Consider the following 20900-nt stretch of genomic DNA (forward strand, 5'->3'; position numbering starts at 1 on the left):
AACGGCTGTTCCTGCAGACTGCGTGGGAAGCGCTTGAACATGCCGGGATCGCGCCGGATTCGTTGAGCGGCTCGCCTACGGGGGTGTTCTGCGGCGCAACCGGGTCCGACTATACCTATCTGCAGGTGGCGGCGCGCGATCCCGCGCTTCTCGACACGCATTTCGCCTCGGGCATCGCGCACAGCGTGATCTCTGGGCGGCTGTCCTACCTGCTGGGCCTATGCGGACCCAGCGTCACAATCGACACCGCATGTTCATCGTCGCTGGTGGCGGTGCATCAGGCGATGCAGTCGCTACGGCGCGGCGAGACGCGGTTGGCCATTGCGGGCGGCGTCAGCTTGATGCTGTCGCCCGAGATCTTCATCGCGCTGTCGCGGGCGCACATGCTGGCACCGGACGGGCGCTGCAAGGCCTTCGACGCCAGCGCCGACGGGTTCGCGCGGGCAGAGGGCTGCGGCGCGGTGGTGCTGAAGACGCTGGCCGCCGCGCAGGCAGATGGCGACCGGGTGATCGCCGTGCTTCGCGGCAGCGCGGTGAACCAGGACGGCCCGTCCAGCGGGCTGACCGCGCCCAGCGGACCCGCGCAGGAATCGGTGATCCGCGCCGCGCTGGCCGATGCCGGGATCGGACCCGCCGATCTGGGCTACCTAGAGGCGCATGGCACCGGCACCAATCTGGGCGATCCGCAGGAAATGCGCGCGCTCGGAAACGTGTTCGCGGGCCGCCAGTCGCCGCTGGTCGTTGGCTCCGTCAAGACCAATCTCGGCCATCTCGAAGGCGCCGCCGGTGTGACCGGCCTGATCAAGTTGGTCCTGATGCTACGCGCCCGCCGGATCCCGCGTCACCTGCATTTCCACACCCCCAGCCCCCATATTCCGTGGGCGGCCCTGCCGGTTCGCGTGCCCACCGCGACGGAAGCTTGGGAGCCGGTCAACGAACGCCGCATCGGGTCGGTCAGCGCCTTCGGTTTCAGCGGCACCAACGCGCATGTGGTGGTAGAAGAGGCCCCGCCCCCCGCTCCGGCCCGCGCGCCAGGGGAGGAACCGGGCGTCGTCGGATTGTCCGCGGCCAGCGCAGAGTCGCTGCGCCGGCTCGCCGCGCTTCATGCCGAACGCCTGGCACAGGGCGAGACGCCCGCGCTGGCCGATCTGTGCCGGACCGCCAACTCCGGGCGCGCGCAGCTTGCCTACCGCGCCACTGTGAACGGCGCGTCGGCGGGCGACCTGCGGGCACCGTTGGAGACGCTCGCCTCGGGCGGCGGAGCGGTCGCCGGTCCGATCCGACAGACCCCGCAGATCGCTTTCCTGTTCACCGGGCAAGGCGCGCAATTCGCGGGGATGGGCCGTGACCTGTACGACCGGGCGCCGGTGGTGCGCGACATCCTCGACCGCGCCGCCGCGCGGCTGGACCCACAGCTTGATGCGCCGTTGCTCGACGTTGTGTTCGGCGCGCAGGGCACAGAGGGTCTGCTGGACCAGACCCGTTTTACCCAGCCCGCGCTCTTCGCCCTCGAATACGCGCTGGCACAGCTCTGGTCGTCGTGGGGTGTCCGGCCGGACATGGTGATCGGCCACTCGGTCGGGGAATTCGCCGCCGCCTGTATGGCCGGTGTGATGGGGTTCGAGGACGCACTCGACCTGGTGGCAGAACGGGGTCGCCTGATGGATGCCTTGCCCGAGGGCGGCGGGATGCTGTCGGTCGCCGCGCCGGAAACCGCGCTGGGCGGGATGCTGCAAGGCGGATTGGACATCGCCGCGGTGAACGCGCCAGAACAAACCGTCGTCTCGGGTCCGCTGGACGCGCTGGACAGGCTGGCCGCCGCGCTGACCGCCGAGGGCATCGACAGCCGCAGCCTGCCGGTGTCGCACGCCTTCCATTCAGGCCTTGTCGATCCCGCGCTGGATGCGTTCGAGGCGGTCGCGAAGCGCGTGTCCTACGGTCGGCCCGACCTGCGCCTGATCTCCAACCTCACGGGCAAGACCGTCGACGCGGAGACGATCGGCACGCCCGGCTACTGGCGGCGTCACATGCGCGATGCGGTGCGGTTCGCCGACGGCGCGGCAGAGCTTGCGCGGCTGGGGGCCACGGCCTTCGTCGAGATCGGCCCGCAACCCGTGCTGACGGCGTTGACGCGCGAGACTCTGGACGGCGGAGACATGCCAGAGGGGGCGACGTTTGCTGCATCAATGCGTCGCGGACGCGGCGAATGGGGACAGATGCAGGACGCCCTCGGGGCGCTCTGGACCGCCGGAGTGCCGGTCGACTGGCAGGCGCTCGAAAAGCTGCGCGGCGGGCGCGTTGTCGGCCTGCCGACCTATCCCTTCGTCCGCGACTCCCACTGGATCTCGCCGCGCGCGGAACTGCCCGGGACCGGGGCCGCCCCCGGCGGGTTGCTGGGCCAAGCCGTGCCGCTGGCGCTGGACGAGGCGCAGATTTGGCAAGGTGCCGCTGCGGCCGACGCGCCCGGCTGGGTATCGGATCACGTTGTGAACGGCGCGGTGATCCTGCCCGGCGCGGCGCTGATCTCGATGATGGCCGCGGCGCAGGGGGCGGACGGACGCGCCGCGCTGGAGGACATCCTGTTCGAAGCGCCGCTGACCCTGCCCGGGGACGGAACTGCCCTGTCCTTGCAGACCGTCGCCCGGGGCGGAGAGCTGACCGTGCACAGCCGCATGGGCGACAGCGGCGACTGGCAGCGTCACGCCTCTGCCCGTGTGGCAGAACAAGACGCATTGCCCGCATCACCAGCGCCAGAGTGTGACCAATCCGTCGATCCGGCCGAACTCTACGAGGAGTGGCAGGCGCAGGGCATCGCGCTTGGCCCGGCCTTCCGGGTGATCGAGACGCTCACTGTCACCGGCGACGAGGTGGTCGGGACGATTGCACTTCCCGATGACGTCGCGCACGACCCGGCGCTGCCGATCCATCCGTTGCTGCTGGATGGTTGCCTGCAACTGATCGGCGCATCCCCGGCCGCGCGTGCGGCGGGCGCGTTCCTGCCCTTCGCCGCCGACCGCTTCGCCCTTGGTGGCAAGCCGGACCGCAGCCTGACGGTGCAGGTCAATGTGCAGTCTGCGGGCGGCGATGGACTGGTCGCTGAGATCCGGGCAAGAACGGAAGACGGACAGCCCGTCCTCGCGCTGACCGGACTCCGGCTGCGTCGGCTGGCGGCACCGAGCGCGCTGACCGCCGGGGGGACGCCCCTGTCGGACGCGCTCTACGCGTTGAACTGGGTGGCGCACGGCGACCTCCCCTCACCTGATGCGCTTGTCGCCGGGGCAGCCGCGCGGGCCGAAGATCTCGCCAGCAGGGCCGAACTAGACAAGTACGACATATTCGCAGAGGCGATGGACGCGGCCTGTATCCCCATCGTGCGTAGGACCTTTGACGCGCTGGGATGGAGGCCCGAACCCGGCAGCACCGTCGCGGAACAGGCCCTTGCGGACCGGTTGGGCATTGTCGAGGACCACCGCCGCCTGTTCTCGCGCCTGCTGGACATATTGGCCGAGGCGGGCGATCTGGACCGCGCGGGCGAGATCTGGCATGTGCGGCGCCGGCTGGCCCCGGCCGAAGATCCGGCCGACCTGCGCGAAATCGCGCCCGCCGCCGCCCTGCCAGAGGTAGAGATGCTGCTGCGCGCGGGTGCGGGCCTTGCCGATGCGCTGTGCGGGCGGACCGACCCGCTGGAGCTGCTGTTTCCCGGCGGCGACACGAGCAGCGCTGAGAAGCTTTACGGCGAGGTCCCGACATCGGTCTATTTCAATAGTCTGATCGCCGAGATCCTGTCTGGAATGGTGGATGTCGGGCGGCCCTTGCGGATTCTGGAAATCGGCGGCGGCACCGGCGGCACCACGGCGCGGGTGATCGAGCGTTTGCCCCCCGGAACCCGCTATGTGTTCACCGATATTGGCCCCAGTTTTGTCGAACGTGCGCGAGACCGTTTTGGCCACCGCGAGGGCATGGACTTTCAGGTGCTGGACCTCGAACGGGAGCTTGTCGATCAAGGGCTCGACCCACACTCCTTCGACGTGGTGATCGGGGCCAACGTGGTGCACGCCACGAGCGACCTTGCCGCGACGCTGGCGCGTGTGCGGCGTGTCATCGCGTCCGGCGGGCGGCTGGTGATACTTGAGGTTACGTCGCCCCGGCGGTGGTTCGACCTGACGGTCGGTCTGACCTCCGGTTGGTGGGCCTATTCCGACACTGACCTGCGCCGCGACGGCCCCTTGCTGGACCGGAAGGGCTGGCTGGACCTGCTGCGTCAAGCCGGGTTCACCGCGCCCGAGGCGTTGGACGGCGATCCCGACCTGCCCGGCAGCCGCGGGCGGCAGGCGGTGCTGGTCGCTGGTGCCCGCGACGGGCGGCAGGACCGCTGGCTGATCCTGCCAGACACCGACACGCTGGCGCCGCGCCTCTCGGCGGCGCTGGTTTCCGCCGGGGCGCGGGCCGAGGTGCTGGACCCCGACTGCGACCTTCGAACCGAATTGCGGCGCATGGCCGAGGCGGGAGAGGCCCCGGACCGGCTCGTGGTCCTCGGCGGGGCACGGCGGCAGTCGCCAAGCGATCGAACCGCAGCGGCGCTGGAGGTGATTCAGGCCGTGGCCGAGGCCGCGCCGGACGCGCGTCTGACCCTGATCACGCGCGGCGCGGAACGGCTGGACCGCCTGACCGACACCCCGCGCGAAGAAGAGGCGGCGGTGGCCGGTCTTGCCCGCAGCGCGGCGCTGGAACTGCCCGGCCAGGAGTTTCGGCGCATCGACATCGAACCGGGATCGGACGATCCCGAGGGCCTGGCCGCCGCCCTGCTCGACACTGCCGACGAGCCGGAACTGGCGCTGCGCGGCCAGGACCGGCTCGTGGCCCGCCTGTCGCCCTGGGCACTGCCCGCGGCACAGGACCGGGCGTCGGAAAGCTGGCAGCTGGTGAACACAGATCCCGGTACACTGGAGGGGCTGGACCGCGCGGCCCTGACGCGGCGCGCGCCCGGTCCCGGCGAGATCGAGATCGCGGTCGAGGTCGCCGGGTTGAACTTCCGCGACGTGCTGAACGCGCTTGGCGAATATCCGGGGGCCCCGCCTTTAGGCGGCGAATGCGCCGGACGTGTCGTGGCCGTGGGGCCGGGCGTGCAGGATTTCGCGGCGGGCGACGCGGTGGTCGGCATGTCGCCGGGGACGCTGGCCACGCACCTGACGCTTCCAGCCGCGCTGGCGGCGCCGCTGCCCGACGGCTTTGACATGATCGACGGGGCAGCCTTTGCCATTCCCTTCGTCACCGCCGATTACTGCCTGCACGAGGTCGGCGGCCTTCAAGCGGGCGAGCGTGTGCTGATCCACGCCGCGGCGGGCGGGGTCGGGATGGCCGCCTTGCAGATCGCGCTGGCGGCCGGAGCCGAGGTCTATGCCACCGCCGGCAGCGACGAGAAGCGCGCGCTGGTGAAGGCGCTCGGGGCTGTCCGCGTGATGGATTCCCGAACTCCCGGCTTCCGCGACGAGATATTGGAGGTCACCGGCGGGCTTGGCGTCGACCTTGTGCTGAACTCGCTGTCCGGCGAGATGGCGGAAGCCAGCCTGAGAGCGCTGGCCAGCGGCGGCCGCATGGTCGAACTGGGCGTGCGCGACCTGCTCGACGCGGCGACCCTGAACGGGATTGCGCCCGGCATCCGATACACCCCGGTCAACTGGGGCGACATCGCCGACAACGACCCCGAGCGCATCGGCGTGATCCTCCGCCGGGTGCTTGGCGACCTCGATACCGGCAAGCTGACCCCACTGCCGCGCCAGTGCTTTGCAATGGAGAATGTCGAAGAGGCGTTCCGCCTGATGTCGCGCGGCGAGCATGTGGGCAAGATCGTCCTCACGCTGTCCGAACAGCCGGTGCAGGTTCGCCGGTCGGGCACCTACCTCGTGACCGGCGGGCTGTCCGGGCTGGGGCTGGACACGCTCCAACGGCTGGCCGAGGACGGTGCGGGACGCATCGTCGCCACCGGACGCCGCTCGCCATCAGACGAGGTGCAGGCACGGCTGGACGGGCTGCGCGCCGGGGGCGTCCGCATCGATACGCGGATCGTCGACGTGGCGGACCCAGAGGGCATGGAGGCACTTGTTTCCGACATACGGCGGGAGGGACCGCCGCTGCGCGGTGTCGTTCATGCGGCGGGCACATTGTCAGATGCCGGGCTGATGTCGCAGGACTGCAAGACGATCAAGGCAGTGATGGCCGCGAAGGTCCGCGGCACCCAGCTGCTGGAGCGGCTGACCCGCTCCGACCCGCTGGACCTGTTCTGTGCGTTCTCGTCTCTGGCCTCGGTCCTCGGCGCCCCGGCGCAGGCCAACCACGCCGCCGCAAACGCGGCGCTGAACGCGCTGATGCGCCGCCGCGCGGCCAACGGATTGCCCGGCCTGGCCATCGCCTGGGGGCCGTGGAGCGGCATCGGTGCCGCCGCCGACCCCGCCACAATCGCGCGCCTTTCGGAACAGGGGATCCGGGCGCTGTCGCCCGCCGAGGGACGCGCGGCCTGCGCCGCGCTCATGCGCGACGCCAGTGGCGCGGTGGCCGTGGCTCCAATTGACTGGGAGCGGCTTGCGCAATGGCGCGGCGGCACGCCGAACCCGGTCCTGCCCGCGGCGGCCCGGTTGGTTCCAGAGGCGAAGATGTCCGCGCCCACGTCGAACCCGAAGACCCGGCAAGAGGCGGACGACCTTCTACAGCGGCTGGCAGACGCGGCGCCGGAACGCAAGCGCAGGGTTCTGGACGCATTCCTGGAGGACACGCTGCGCGAGTCCTTCGCCCTGCCGGAAGGCCGCAGATTAGATCCTGCAACGCCATTCGGCGAACTGGGGCTCGACTCGTTGCTGGCGATCGAGTTGCGCAACCGGATCGGCAAGGCGCTGGGGCGGCGCTTGCCCGCGACGCTGCTGTTCGAAAACCCGTCGCTGGCCGAACTGGGCACCGCGCTCATGGCGGAGCTGGGGCTGGACGATCAGCCCGCGCCGCCCGCGCAGGACAAGGCGGCACCGGCGGACCTATTCGAAGGTCTGGACGACATGAGCGACGACGAACTGGAAAGCCTGTTGGGGCTGGACGGCAACCCGAACGACGAGGCAGAAGCATGAGCAGTTTTCTCGAACGGATCAGGGGGCTGTCGCAGAAACAGCTGGCGGTGCTGGCGCTGCGGATGAACACCGAGCTGGAACAGGCGGCAGCGCGACGCATGGCGCCAGTGGCGGTTGTGGGGATCGGCTGCCGCTTTCCCGGCGGCGTGACCGGGCCGGATGCCTATTGGCGCTTCCTGATGGAGGGGCGCGAGGCCATCGGCGAAGTCCCCGGAGAGCGCTGGGACAGAGATGCTTGGTTCGATCCCGACACCGGCGCACCGGGCAAGATCTCGGTCAATCTCGGCGGGTTTCTCGATGACGTGGCCGGGTTCGACGCCGAGCATTTCGGCATATCCCCGCGCGAAGCGGCAACGATGGACCCGCAGCAGCGGCTGCTGCTGGAAACCGCGTGGGAGACGCTGGAACATGGCGGGATCGACCCATCCAGCCTGTCCGGCAGCGCCACGGGGGTCTTTGTCGGGGTCTGCAACGGCGACCATTTCCAGCGGGTCTTGAAACGCGGGGCCGAACAGATCGACGCCTATGTCGCCTCGGGCAACGCGCCCAGCGTCGCGGCGGGGCGGATTTCCTATGTGCTAGGGCTGGCGGGACCGGCGCTATCGGTGGACACGGCCTGTTCGTCCTCGCTGGTGGCGATGCACCAGGCGATCCTGTCCCTACGGACGGAAACCTGCGACTTGGCGCTGGCGGGTGGTGTCAACGTGATCTGCGAACCGGACACGATGGTTTCACTGTCGAAGGCGGGCATGCTGGCGCCGGATGGCCGCTGCAAGGCCTTCGACGCCGCCGCCGACGGCTTTGCACGGGGAGAGGGCTGCGGGCTGGTCGCTCTAAAGCGCCTCGACGACGCGCTGCGCGACAATGACGAGATCCACGCCGTCATCCGGGGCAGCGCGCTGAACCATGACGGGCGCAGCGCCGGGCTGACCGTGCCCAGCCGCCACGCCCAGGAAAAGCTGATCGCCGCGGCGCTGGCCGATGCCGGGATCGCGCCCGAGGATGTGGGCTATGTCGAGGCGCATGGCACCGGGACCAAGCTGGGCGACCCGATCGAGATCCGCGCCCTGGCCGCGGCGCTGACCCGCGGGCGACCCTCTGACCGGCCGCTGGTCGTCGGCTCCGCCAAGACCAATTTCGGACATCTCGAAAGCGCCGCCGGCATCGCCGGGACGATCAAGACTGTGCTGGCGCTCAAACACGGGCACATTCCGCGGCATCTGCACTTTCACAGCGGCAATCCGGAGGTCGACTGGGACCGGACCGGCATCGAGATTGCCGCCACGGCGCGCGACTGGCCGGACTGGGCGACGCGGCGCATTGCCGGTGTCAGTTCGTTCGGCTTCAGTGGAACCAACGCGCATCTGGTCCTCGAAGCACCGCCCGCCATGAAACCACAGGTCACGCCCGAGCGGGCGCGCTGCCTGCCGGTCTCGGCCCGCACTGAAACCGCACTCAGGGAACAAGCCGGGCGGCTGGCATCCGCGCTGCAGGGCAAGACCGTCGATCTCGCCGCGGTGGCCGCCACCCTGGCGACCGGGCGCGCCGCCCTGCCGGAGCGTCTGGCGGTGGTGGCGGAGTCCACCGAGAACGCCGCCGAGGTACTCCGGGCCGTCGCGGAGGGCCGCGCGGACGATCGGGCGCAACGCGGCCAAGTGGAACCGGGCGAAGCGAACGGTGTCGTCTTCCTCTGTACCGGTCAGGGCGTGCAATATCCCGGCATGGCGCGATCCCTATTCGACAGCGAGAAGGTGTTTCGCGACATCATCGAGCGCTGCGACGCCGCGCTTGGCCCGCAGGATGGCGGTCTGCGGCTGATCGACGTGATGCACGGCACAGCCGGCGCGCCGGACTTGCTGCACCGCACCGAATGGACCCAGCCCGCGCTTTACGCGGTCGAATGCGGGCTGGCCGCGCTCTGGCGGTCCTGGGGGGTGGAGCCGGCGGCGGTGATCGGCCACTCGGCCGGGGAACTGGCGGCGGCCAGCATTGCCGGTGTCTTCGCATTGGAGGACGGCCTGACCCTGGCTGCGCGCCGGGGGCAACTGCTGTCGCAACTGCCCGAGGGTGGCGCGATGGCGGCGCTGTTCATGGGGCGCGAGGAGGCGGAGCGGGCCATCGCGCCCTATGCGGACAAGGTTTCCATCGCGGCGGTGAACGCGCATGACAGCGTGGTCATCTCGGGCGCGGCTGGAGGCATCGACGCCACGCTGGGCGATCTCGCCCGCGCCGGTCTTCAGGGGCACCGGCTGCACATCTCTTTCGCGGCGCATTCCCCGATGGTCGACTGCGCGCTGGACGACATGGCGCGGGCCGCGGCGGACATTCCGGCGCAGAGCCCGACGGTCCCGGTTGCGTGGAACCTGACGGGCGGCGCGGCGCTGCCCGGCGGGGCGCCGGATGCAGAGTACTGGTGCCGCCACCTGCGCGAACCGGTGCGCTTTGCTGATGGCATGTCCCGGCTGCGCGCGGAGGGTCACCGGATGTTCCTGGAAATCGGCCCGCACCCGGTACTGGCGGCTCTGGCCGCGCGGGATACGGACGCTTTGGCAGCGGCGGAACGACCGGTCTATCTCGGTTCGCTGCGGCGCGACCATGACGACTGGACAGAGCTTTCGCGCGCGCAGGCCGGGCTCTTTGTGAACGGGGTTCCGGTGGACCGGGCCGCGACGTCCGGCACGCCGCGCCTGCGGCCTGTGGAACTGCCCACCTACCCGTTCGAACATCGCCGCTTCTGGATCGACCCGCCGGGCAAGCGTCAGGCACCGATTGCGACGGCCCCGGCCGGGCGGCCTATACCGGGCGCGCGTCTCGACATGCCGGACCCGGTCTTCGAGGCCGACCTGTCCACCACCGCCCTGCCCTGGCTTGCCGAACACGAGGTGATGGGCAGCGCCTTCGTCGCCGGGCCGGTCTACTTGGCGCTGGCCGTCGGGGCGGCCGAGGATGCGCTTGCGCGGTCCAGCTGGGCGGTCACGGAATTCGAGATCGCCGCGCCGCTGCGCAGTGGCCCGGCACCAGTGCGGGTGCAAACCCGCCTCACCCCGCAGCCCGACGGCTCTGCCGAATTCGCGATCCACAGCCGGTCCTGCGAGGGGGGCAACCAAGAGTGGATGCGCCACGCCACCGGCCGGCTGGTGCCCGGCACCGATGCGGAAAAGCAGCCCCGCAAGGACATGGCAGCAGAGGCGCGGCGGCTAAGTGCGGACGACAGTGTCGGCGCGCATCTCGACCGGCTGGCCGAGCTGGGCATCCAGCTTTCGGGGCGGTTCCGCTGCCTGAAACACCTCCACCGGACGGATGGCGAGGTCCTAGCCTGCATCGGACGCGCGGAGACGGCGGGCATCGACGCGCCGTTCTGCGATCCCGGGCTGCTGGATGGCGTTTTCCAGGCCGCCGGTGCGGCGCTGCCGCTGAACCAAGCGGAGGCGGGCAGGCTGTTCTTTCTGACCGGGGTGGACCGCATCGCGCTCCACGCTCCGTTGGCCGGGCCCTTCTGGTGCCACGCCCGCCTGCGCCCCGGCTTTGACGGGACCACGCATCACGCTGACGTCACGATCCACGACGCGGCAGGTGGAGAGATCGGCAGTTTGACCGGCGTACGGCTGACTGCCACGGCGCAGGACGCGGTCGGCCCGGCAGCGGGACCGACAGCGGGCCCGGCACAGTACGGGCTCGACTGGCAGCCCGCACCGCCTGTCCTGCCCGCCGCCCGTCACCTGCGCGCGCCGGAAACCGTGGCCGGCGCGCTTGGCGACAGCTTTGGAGAATTCGCGTCGCGGCACGGGCTGGAGTTGTATGACCGCCTGTTGCCCGCGCTGGACCGGTTGTCGGTCGCGTATATCTTGGCCGCACTTAAGACGCTCGGCATCGACGATCTTCCCCGCGACCGGTACGGACTCACGGCGCTGGCGGAACGCCTGATGATCGTTCCGGGCCAGAGAATGCTGTTCGCCCGGCTGATCGACATTCTCGACGAAGCGGGACAGGTTCAGCGGCGGGATGGACAAATCGACCTGGACAGCCCACTGCCCGACGGCGACGCGGTCGCGCTGCACGCGAAGGCCTTGGTCGAGTTCGGAGAGACACCGGAACTGGCCATTCTGGGGCGCTGCGGCAACGCACTGGCGGGCGTGTTGAACGGTAGCGCCGACCCGCTCGACTGCCTGTTTCCCGGCGGCTCGCTGGCGGAGGCACGGGCGCTTTATGTCGACGCGCCCTTTGCCCGGACCTACAATGCGACACTGGGCACGATGCTTCAGGACCTGACGCGGGATCTGCCCGCCGGGGAACGGTTGCGTATCCTGGAGATCGGCGCGGGCACCGGGGCCACCACCGACGCCGCGCTGACCACTCTGGGCGACCGGATCGGCGCATATCACTTTACCGACGTGTCGCAGCACTTTCTCGACGCGGCGGCGGGACGTCTGGGCGCACGCGAGGGCTTTACCACCGGGCTGCTGGACATCGAGCGCGACCCGGCGGTGCAGGACGTCCCGCACGGGCAGCATGATGTCGTGATCGCGGCGAACGTGTTGCACGCGACGCGCGACCTGGCCGAAAGCCTCTCCCATGCCGCGAGCCTGCTGGCCCCCGGCGGGATGATGATCCTGCTGGAGGGCGTGCGACCGGAACCGTGGGTCGATCTGACATTCGGCATGACGCCGGGTTGGTGGCGGTTCTCGGACCGCGATTTGCGCGCCGACTACCCTCTGATCTCGCCGCAGCAGTGGGGCGAGTTGCTGGACAGGACTGGCCTCGTGGCCGCCACGTCGGTCGGCGGTTCGGACGATCTGGGGCGTGGTTCCGCACAGCAGATGCTGATCGCCGCCCGCAAGCCGCTGGCGGACCCGCGCCGTGTCGCGATTATCGGGACCGGAGGTGCGCTGGATAGCGCGCTGGGCTCCGTACTGGCAGCAGAGGGCGCGCGGGTCGTTGCGCTGGACGAAGCGCCCGAGGACGTGATCGACCTGTCGGTCCTGAGCCTTGCGGAGTTGGACGACACGGCGGACGACCTTGCCGACCGGATCGAAGAGACGGCCGTCATCGCACCGTTGGCGCGGTTGCAGAGCATGGCGCTGGACGCGGCGGGCGGACGCCTGTGGATCGCCACCGCCGGTCTGCACGGCGTCGGAGCGGACGCACCCGTGCGCGGCGCGCGCTGGCAATCGCCGGTAGCCGGGCTGGGACGTGTCGCGGCGCTCGAGACGCCGGAGGCCTGGGGCGGGCTGGTCGATCTCGACCCGGCGGAGACGCCCAAAGCACAGGCGGCGGCGATCACCCGCAGCGTGCTGTCGGACGACCCCGAGGATCAATGCACCTGGCGGGGGGGCATCCGACATGTGCCCAGGCTGGTGCGCAAACCGGCGCCCAAGGCGGTTCCGATTAGGCTCGATCCGAAGGGCACCTACCTGATCACCGGGGGCTTCGGCGGCATCGGAGTAGAGCTTGCCCGGTCGCTCGCCGAACATGGTGCCGGACGGATCGCCCTGATCGGCCGCAATCCCGACGAGGACGCGCCGGTTATGGCCGCCCTGCGGGAGGCCGGGGCCGAGCCCATGGCCGTTCGGGCGGATGTCTCTGACCCCGGCGCGCTGGCCGAGGCGCTGGACCGTCTGACGCGGGACGGCTCGCCGATCCGTGGCGCGTTCCACGCGGCGGCGCACCTAGACGCGGCCCCGCTGGGCGAGCTCGACCCGGACCGGGTCCGGGCGATGCTGCGGCCCAAGATCGCCGGCACGCTGGCGCTGGAGCGTCTGTTGGCGCAGCACGGGGCGGAATTCCTCGTGCTGTTCTCCTCGACGACCTCGATGCTGGGGGCACAGGGCTTCGCCCATTATGCCGCCGCCAACGCGTTTCTGGATGCAAGCGCCGCGGCGCCGGACCGGGGGCTCAGGGTGCTTCCGATCGGTTGGGGTACCTGGGAGATCATGCGGCTGGCGTCGGAAGAGGCACAACGCACCTATGGCGCGCAGGGTCTGCGCCCGATGCCCGTAGAGGCGGCGCTCGACACACTTTTCGACCTGGTGGGCGGCGCCGACGGGCACCGGCTGGTGGCCGATATCGACTGGCGCAGGCTGGTTGAACTGCACGAGACCCGACGCCCCCGGCCGATGCTGTCGCTACTGGTGCAGGAGGACGCCGCGTCGTCCACGGCGGCACCCGCCCACGCGGCGGCCAAGCCCGAGGAGGACCAGTCCGCCGTGCTTCTGGCGCGGATTGCGGCTGCACCCGCAGCCGCGCGGCTGGGGATTCTTGAAACCGTCGTGGCCGCCGAGGCGGCGGCCGCGATGGGCCGCAGCGGCGCCAACGACGTCGCGCGCAATCGCGGGCTGTTCGACATGGGCATGGACAGCCTGATGTCAGTGGAACTGCGGCACCGGTTGGAACGCGCCACCGGCCTGACCCTGCCGGCGACCCTGACCTTCAACTACCCGACGGTGAACGCACTGGCCCTATTCATCGATGGCCATCTGCAAAGCCAGCCCCGGCCTTCGGCCACCGCGCAGGACAGCCCTCCGGCGTCCACAGCGCGGCCCCCGGATTCCGATGCCGACGACCAGGAGGATGACGACGACCTCATCGCCCGGCTGCGGGCCCGGCTGGAGGAACTGCAATGACCGGACACCTGCGAAGCACCTACTATATGACGGGTTTTGTCTTCCTGTGGGCATTCATTGAGCTGATGGGCGCTGTCCTGCTGGCCCGGTACTCTGCCTTTCAGGTGGTCTGGACACGCTACCTGGTGCATCTCGGGTTGATGGCGATGATCTTCGGTTGGCGCGCGCCGGGCAGTTTGCTGCGCACGCGGCGACCCGGGTTCCAATTGCTGAGGTCGCTGATGATGCTGATCATGCCCGCCTCCTGGGTCTTCGCGGCCTGGATGGATGCCGGGCGGACCGCCGCCGGCTGGTTCTGGAGTGCGCCATTGATGATACTCGCCATTTCGGCCCTGTTGCTGCGCGAACGCAGCAGCGGCGCGGTCACGCTGGCGGCGGCATTGGGCGGAATGGCCGCGGTGGTGCTGATCGCCGGCCGGTCCGTGCCCTCGGGATGGCAATGGCTGCCGGTGATTGGCATGGCGGCGTCCTTCGGCCTTTACGTTGTGATGACGCGGTCGCTGCGAACCGAACCGCTGCGCGCCAACTTGTTCTACACAGCACTGGGTGTCTTCGTGGCCTTGACGCCGGTCGTGCCGTTTGTCTGGCAGCCCCCTGACGCGAGCGACCTGGTGCTGTTCGTCGCTGTGGGCGGCTTCGGCCTCGTTTGCCTGTGGTGCCTCGACCGGGCGATGGCCTCTGCGCCGGTTTCGGACACCGCACCGCTTCTCTTAGCCCAAGTGCCGTTTATTGTGTCCCTGGGCTGGATTGCCGGGCACAATACCCCGAACTACCGAACCCTTTTCCTCGTGGCAGTCATAATTGTCGCCTGCGCCATTCCCCTTGTCAGAATTCATTCAAAATTTCGCGTGAGTGTGAGCCAATGAACGAACACAGAGAAATGCTCCGTAACGCCTTGGACGCAATCGAGAGCCTGCAGCTAAAACTGAAGCGGGCCGAGAGCGCGGACACGCAACCGATCGCTGTCGTGGGTTGCGGGTTGCGTTATCCGGGCGGGGTCGAGACCCTTGAGGATTTCCGCGAATTGCTCGAGAACCGGGTCAACGCCGTGCGCCGGGTACCGGACGACCGCTGGGACGCCGATGCCTACTACTCGCCCGACAGTAACGCCCTAGGTAAAATCCTTACCCGAAACGGTGGGTTTCTGGACCAGATCGACCAATTCGATCCGGCGACGTTCGGCATCTCACCGCGCGAGGCGAAATCGCTGGATCCGCAGCATCGCCTGTTGCTGGAAACCGCGCATGAGGCAATGGAAAGCGCGGCGATCGCGCCGGATTCGCTGACCGGCAGCCATACCGGCGTCTTCGTCGGCATCTCGACCAATGAATATGCGCGGCTGATGTACGCCGCGGGCGTTCGCGACTCCGACGTCTACTCGGCGACCGGGGGCGCACTGAACGCTGCCGCCGGAAGGATTTCCTTCACCTACGGCTTCAACGGCCCCTGCGTAGCGGTAGACACGGCGTGCTCGTCGTCGCTCAACGCCATCCACCTTGCCTGTCAGAGCCTGCGGCGCGGCGAAAGCGACCTGGCGCTTGCCGGTGGTGTTGCGGTGATCGCTATGCCCGACGCGATGATCCTGTTCTCGCGATGGGGGATGCTGTCACCGGACGGCGCGTGCAAGACCTTCGACGCCTCGGCCAACGGGTTCGCGCGCGGCGAAGGCTGCGGCGTGATCGCGCTGAAGCGGCTGTCGGACGCGCAAGCGGACGGCAATCCCATCCTCGGCGTGATCGTCGGCACCGCCACGAATTCCGACGGCCGCTCCAGCGGCATGACGGTGCCGAATGGACCGGCGCAAGAGCGTATGCTGAAAAGCGCGCTGGACAATGCCGGGCTCAAACCGCTGGAGATTGACTATATCGAGGCCCACGGCACCGGCACGCCGATTGGCGACCCGATCGAGGTGGGTGCCCTGGGATCGGTGCTGTGCGCCGGGCGCGACCCTGCCAAACCGCTTCGCATCGGGTCGTTAAAGACCAATATCGGCCACGCAGAGGCGGCCGCCGGTATCGGCGGTCTGCTGAAGGTCATCACCTGCATGAAATCGGAAACGATTTATCCGCAGTTGCATTTCAACGATCCGAACCCCGGAATTGACTGGGATCGGCTGCCGCTCAGGGTGGTCAACGAGGCAGAGCCCTGGCCGCGGCGGGAAACCCCGCGCCGGGCCGGTGTCAGCGCTTTCGGCTTTAGCGGCACGAACGTCCACATCATCCTTCAAGACGCGCCCGAACCGACCGAGGCCCCTGCCGACGCACCGAACGCGCCGTTCCCGGTCGTGCTCTCGGCGGGAACGGAAGCGGCGCTGCGCGACCTTGCCGCGCGTCACGCCGACTTCCTTTCCGGTCCCGACGCGCCCTCCGGCGTGGACCTTGCACGCACGCTGGCCGAAGGCCGCTCGCATCTCGCCCGGCGCACGGCGCTGGTGGCGCGCGACGCCGAGGAGATGCAGGCCGGGCTGCGCGCCATCGCCGACGGAACCGCCCTTCCGGGCACCGCCACCGGCATCGCCCCACCCGGCGCCGCGCCGCGTGTGGCGTTCCTTTGCACCGGACAGGGGTCGCAATATGTCGGCATGGCACAGGGCCTCTACGAGGCTGAGCCGGTGTTCCGCGCCTCGATCGACCGGTCTGCCGCGATCCTGGTGGATGTGCTGGCGCAACCACTGACCAAGGTTCTTTTCCCTTCCGATCCCGACGCCAGCCCGATTTCGGAAACCGCCTACACACAACCGGCGCTGTTCGCCGTGGAATACGCGATGGCGGAGCTCTGGCAGTCCTGGGGGGTCACGCCCTCGGTCGTCCTAGGTCACAGCATCGGGGAATATGTCGCCGCCTGCCTTGCCGGGGTGATGGGGCATGAACAGGCCCTGCGGCTGGTGGCCGAACGCGGAAGGCTTATGCAGCAACTGCCCCAAGGCGGTGCGATGGCCGCCGTCTTCGCACCAGAGGCGCAGGTGGCAATGGCCATCGCGGGGCGCGAGGCGACGCTGGCAATCGCTGGCATCAACGCGCCCGAGGAAACCGTGATTTCGGGCAGCGCCGAGGCGATCGACGCCGCGCTCGCGCAATTCGAGGCCGACGGGATCTCTGCCAACCGCCTGACCGTCAGCCACGCCTTTCACTCGCCGCTGTTGGACCCGATGCTGGAACCGTTCGAGTCCTTCGCCACCTGGTTCGACTACAACACACCGCATATTCCGCTGATTTCGAACCTGACCGGGACGGTCTTCGCCAGCGACCAGGCCCCCGACGCGACCTATTGGCGCGATCACGCGCGGGGCGCGGTCCGCTTCGCCGATTGCGTCGCCGCAATCGAGGCCGCCGGTGCCGACATCCTGATCGAGATCGGTCCGCATCCGGCGCTGCTGGGACTGGCCGCACGGGCCCGGCCCGACGCGAAATGGCGCAGCGTTCCGACGCTGCGCCGAGGCCAAGACGCGGAGGCCACTACGATGCGCGCCCTGACCGAAGCGTATGCCGCCGGGGTCCAGATCGATTGGCCCGAGGTATTTAAAGACCGGGGCGGCCGCTTGGTTCAGGCACCGACCTATCCGTTCCAACGCGAACGCTACTGGTTCGACGCGCCCGCGCAATCGCCGACCCCGCAGGCTGACGTGATCCACCCGCTGCTCGGCGCCGTCCAGCAAACCCCGCCGCCGAACCGGGCCTTTCTTAATACGCTCGAAGCGGGCAATCCGCCCTATCTCGCCGACCACACGATCCTCGATCACGTCATCTTCCCGGCTACCGGCTATGTGGAGATGGCGCTGGCCGCCGCGAAAGAGTGCAAGGGCGAGGAACCCGTTGTCATCGAGGGCCTGAATATCGACGCCCCGCTGTCGCTCCCGCAGGGCGAGATTCGCTCGGTCCACACCGACATGACCCGCGGCAAGGACGGTGCCTTCGAACTGAGCATCCGCGAAATCCCCGCCGACCCCAAGGGCGAGTGGCGCACGCTTGCCCGGCTGTCGCTTAAATGGGACCAGCGGAACCCGGACGGGATGCCCGGCGGCGCAGAGGCCGCGCGGCTCTGCGACCGTCCGGTCGATATCGGAGAGCACTACGCGGAACTGACAGAGCTTGGCGTGCAATACGGGCCAGCCTTCCTCGGCCTTGCCGCGATCAGCAAGGGCGACGGCATCGCCGTGGCGACCGTCGATCTGTCGCAGGCGCTGCCGGACGTGGCGGATTACCGTCTGCATCCCGCGCTGCTGGACAGTGCGTTCCACGCGGTCAGCGCCATCGTCGCGGATCGCGAGGAAAAGCAGCTCTACCTGCCGGTGTCGATCGACGCGATCCACTGGTGGCGCAGCGCACCAGCGCGGGTCCGCGTCGTCGCGAAGCTGCGCAACGAGGACGCAAGCGAGATCCTGGCAGACCTGCTCATCGAAACCGAGGACGGCCAGCGCGTCGCGCAGGTGGACGGGCTTCATGCGCGCGTGGCCAGCGCTTCGGCGCTGGAGCAGATGCTGGCGATCGAAAAGATCGCGCTTCAGGACATGACCCTCAGCTGGGAAGACGTGCCGCGCGGTACGGCCGAACTGGCCGGCGGGCTGCTAGTGCTGGGTGCCGGTGGCGAGGTCTCGGCCGGGATCGCCAAGGCGCTGGCGGCGCGGCTGGCCACGGCGGCGGACCTGCCGGAGTTACTGGCCAGCGAGGCGCCGGACTGGGTCGTGGACTGCGTCGCCGCCGATGCGCCATCGGACGGCCGCGAGGTCTATGACGTGCTGCTGCGCACGGTCCAGACGATGGAATCCTTGGCCCCGTCCGCCGGGCTCTGCGTCGTGACCCGCGGCGCGCGTCGCGTTCGGTCGGAGGAAGCGCCCGATCCCGCCGCCGGGGTCACGGTCGGGCTGTGTCATGTGATCGACATGGAACGCCAGACCGCGCCCCTCGTGCAGCTGGATCTCGACCCTTTCGCTCCGGTCGATCCGCAGGCAATACTGGATGCGCTGGCGCAATCCGCGACCGATCCGGAACTGGCATTGCGCGCCGGCGGCTTCGTCGCCCCGCGCCTGCGCCCGTTGCCGCTTCCCCAGTTGCGCCCAGAGTCCCTCCGCAAGGTGCTGCGCTTTACCGAGCGTGGCGACCTCGACCGGCTGCACATCGCGGAAGAGCCGCGCACGGCCCCCGGCAAGGGCGAGGTCGAAATTGCGATCCGGGCCACCGGTCTCAACTTCCGTGACGTGCTGAACGCGCTCGGCATGTACCCGGGCGATCCGGGCCGGATGGGCAGCGAATGCGCCGGCGTGATCGCCCGGGTCGGCGAAGGTGTCGACGCGCTGAAACCCGGAGACCCCGTTGTCGCGCTGGCCGGTGACAGTTTCGCCAGTCATGTGACCGTCGGCCAACGCTTTGTCCTGCCAAAGCCGGACCAGCTCGGCTTTGCCGATGCGGTCACGGTGCCCAACACCTACCTGACCGCTGCGCTGTGTTACGCCACCGCCGGCGGCATCCGGCCCGGACAGCGCGTGCTGGTCCACGCGGCGGCGGGCGGTGTCGGGCTCGCCGCGCTGCGGCTCGCGGTGCGCGCGGGCGCCGAGGTGATCGCCACCGCCGGTTCGGAGGCGAAGCGCGCCTTCGTCCTGCGCGAGGGGGCGAAACACGCCTTCGACTCGCGGTCCGCCAGCTTCGGCGACGCGGTGATGGAGGTCACGGGCGGCGAAGGTGTCGACATGGTGATCAATGCGCTGTCTGGCGAGATGATCGAGGCCGGGATGCGCGTGACCAAACCCGGCGGCGCCTTCCTCGAGATCGGCAAGAACAACATCTGGACACCGCAGGAGGCGTCGGAGCGCGCGCCGCAGGTGAACTATTCCATCGTCGATTTGGGCGAACAGATCCTCGACGATCCGGACGAGGTGCGCCGTTCGTTCCAGAGCATCCTGTCGGACATCGAAGCCGGCCTGCTGGCACCGTTGCCGGTCCAGGCCTTCCCGCTGGAGGACGCGCGCGAGGCGTTCCGCTTCATGGCAAATGCCCGACATACCGGCAAGATCGCCTTGCTCCCTGAACCGGACGGCGGCGCGAAGATGACAGTCCGGTCCGATGGCTCTTATCTTGTCACCGGCGGCCTGGCGGGGATCGGGCTTGCGGCCGCCGAGCGACTGGCGACCCGCGGCGCAGGCGAGATCATCCTCGTCGGGCGGTCGGGCGACAGCCACGCGGCGCAGGAGGCCGCCGCCGAACTGGCCGAAGCGACGGGAACCACGGTCCGCGCCGTGGCCTGCGACGTGGCGGACGCCGATGCGGTTTCGGCGCTGGTCGCCGATCTGGCCGCTTCGGCGCTGCCGTTGCGCGGCATCATCCATGCCGCGGGCGTGCTCGACGACGCGCCCCTCGCCGACCAGACGGTCGTGCGTTTCGACCGGGTGGCCGGGCCCAAGGTCGCCGGCGCGCACAACCTGCTGGCCGCGACTAGGAGGCTGCCCTTGGACTTCGTCGTTCTCTACTCGTCCAGTTCTGCCGTTCTTGGCTCTCCGGGTCAGGCCAACTATGCGGGGGCGAATGCCTGGCTCGACAGCATCGCGCTGCGCGAACGGGCGGCGGGTCGGCCGGTCACCTCCGTCGCCTGGGGCGCATGGGGCGACGTGGGCATGGCGGCGCGCCTGTCCGACACCGTCCGCGAGCGGTGGAAGCGCGTTGGCCTGGGCCAACTGGGCACCGAGGAGGCGCTCGACACCCTCGAAATGGCAGTGGGACGCGAAGTGCCCTTCGCCATGATAGCGCGGCTGGACCTGGCCACGATCGCCACCAAGGGGTCGAGCCGGATCCGCGCGCTGCTCGACCAACACCCGGCCGAGGCCGAGGCGGACAGCGACGACGACCTCGAGCAGACCGCACGGCATATCCTCGACGCCGATCCGGCGGAGCGCCCTGCCCTGCTGATGGACTTCGTCACCTCTCAGGTGGCGCGGGTACTAGGTTACAGCGCCACCGCGCTCGACACCGAACGTCCGTATTCGGATCTGGGCTTCGACTCGCTGATGGCAGTGCAGTTGCGCAACGCGATCCGGGCCGCGCTTGGTCTGGAACTGTCGCTGCGCGAGCTGCTTGGCGGGGCTACTGCCGCGACCACCGCGACGCAGCTGAACACCCTGCTGGACGCCATGGCGGACGGCGATCCAAGCGAGGAGATCTGGGAAGAAACCGTGATCTGA

Annotated in this window: 4 protein-coding genes (1 of these 4 cut by a window edge); all 4 read left to right on the plus strand. The window is 69.4% G+C overall.

Annotated features, from left to right (window positions below; translation table 11 throughout):
* Tightly spaced (each overlapping or abutting the next), the 4 genes in view from ANTHELSMS3_RS16925 to ANTHELSMS3_RS16940 form a layout consistent with a single transcriptional unit that may run on beyond the window.
* Positions 1–7112, plus strand: partial view of a type I polyketide synthase gene (locus tag ANTHELSMS3_RS16925; protein WP_094035902.1) — the 3' portion only. 385 nt of this gene lie to the left of the window's left edge; the window shows 7112 of its 7497 coding nt (coding positions 386–7497); its start codon lies off the left edge, out of view; it ends in the stop codon at positions 7110–7112.
* A complete protein-coding gene (locus ANTHELSMS3_RS16930) occupies positions 7109–13732 on the plus strand; it encodes a type I polyketide synthase (protein ID WP_094035903.1) in 6624 nt (2207 codons plus the stop codon). Before ANTHELSMS3_RS16925 ends, ANTHELSMS3_RS16930 begins: the two co-directional genes overlap by 4 nt.
* Positions 13729–14598 carry a DMT family transporter gene (locus ANTHELSMS3_RS16935; RefSeq protein WP_094035904.1) on the plus strand — a complete coding sequence of 290 codons (870 nt, stop codon included), beginning with the start codon at positions 13729–13731 and terminating at the stop codon, positions 14596–14598. The genes ANTHELSMS3_RS16930 and ANTHELSMS3_RS16935 overlap by 4 nt, the downstream gene beginning before the upstream one ends.
* Positions 14595–20900 carry a type I polyketide synthase gene (locus ANTHELSMS3_RS16940; protein WP_094035905.1) on the plus strand — a complete coding sequence of 2102 codons (6306 nt, stop codon included), beginning with the start codon at positions 14595–14597 and terminating at the stop codon, positions 20898–20900. The genes ANTHELSMS3_RS16935 and ANTHELSMS3_RS16940 overlap by 4 nt, the downstream gene beginning before the upstream one ends.

The sequence above is a fragment of the Antarctobacter heliothermus genome (assembly GCF_002237555.1).
In the GTDB taxonomy this organism is placed as follows: domain Bacteria; phylum Pseudomonadota; class Alphaproteobacteria; order Rhodobacterales; family Rhodobacteraceae; genus Antarctobacter; species Antarctobacter heliothermus_B.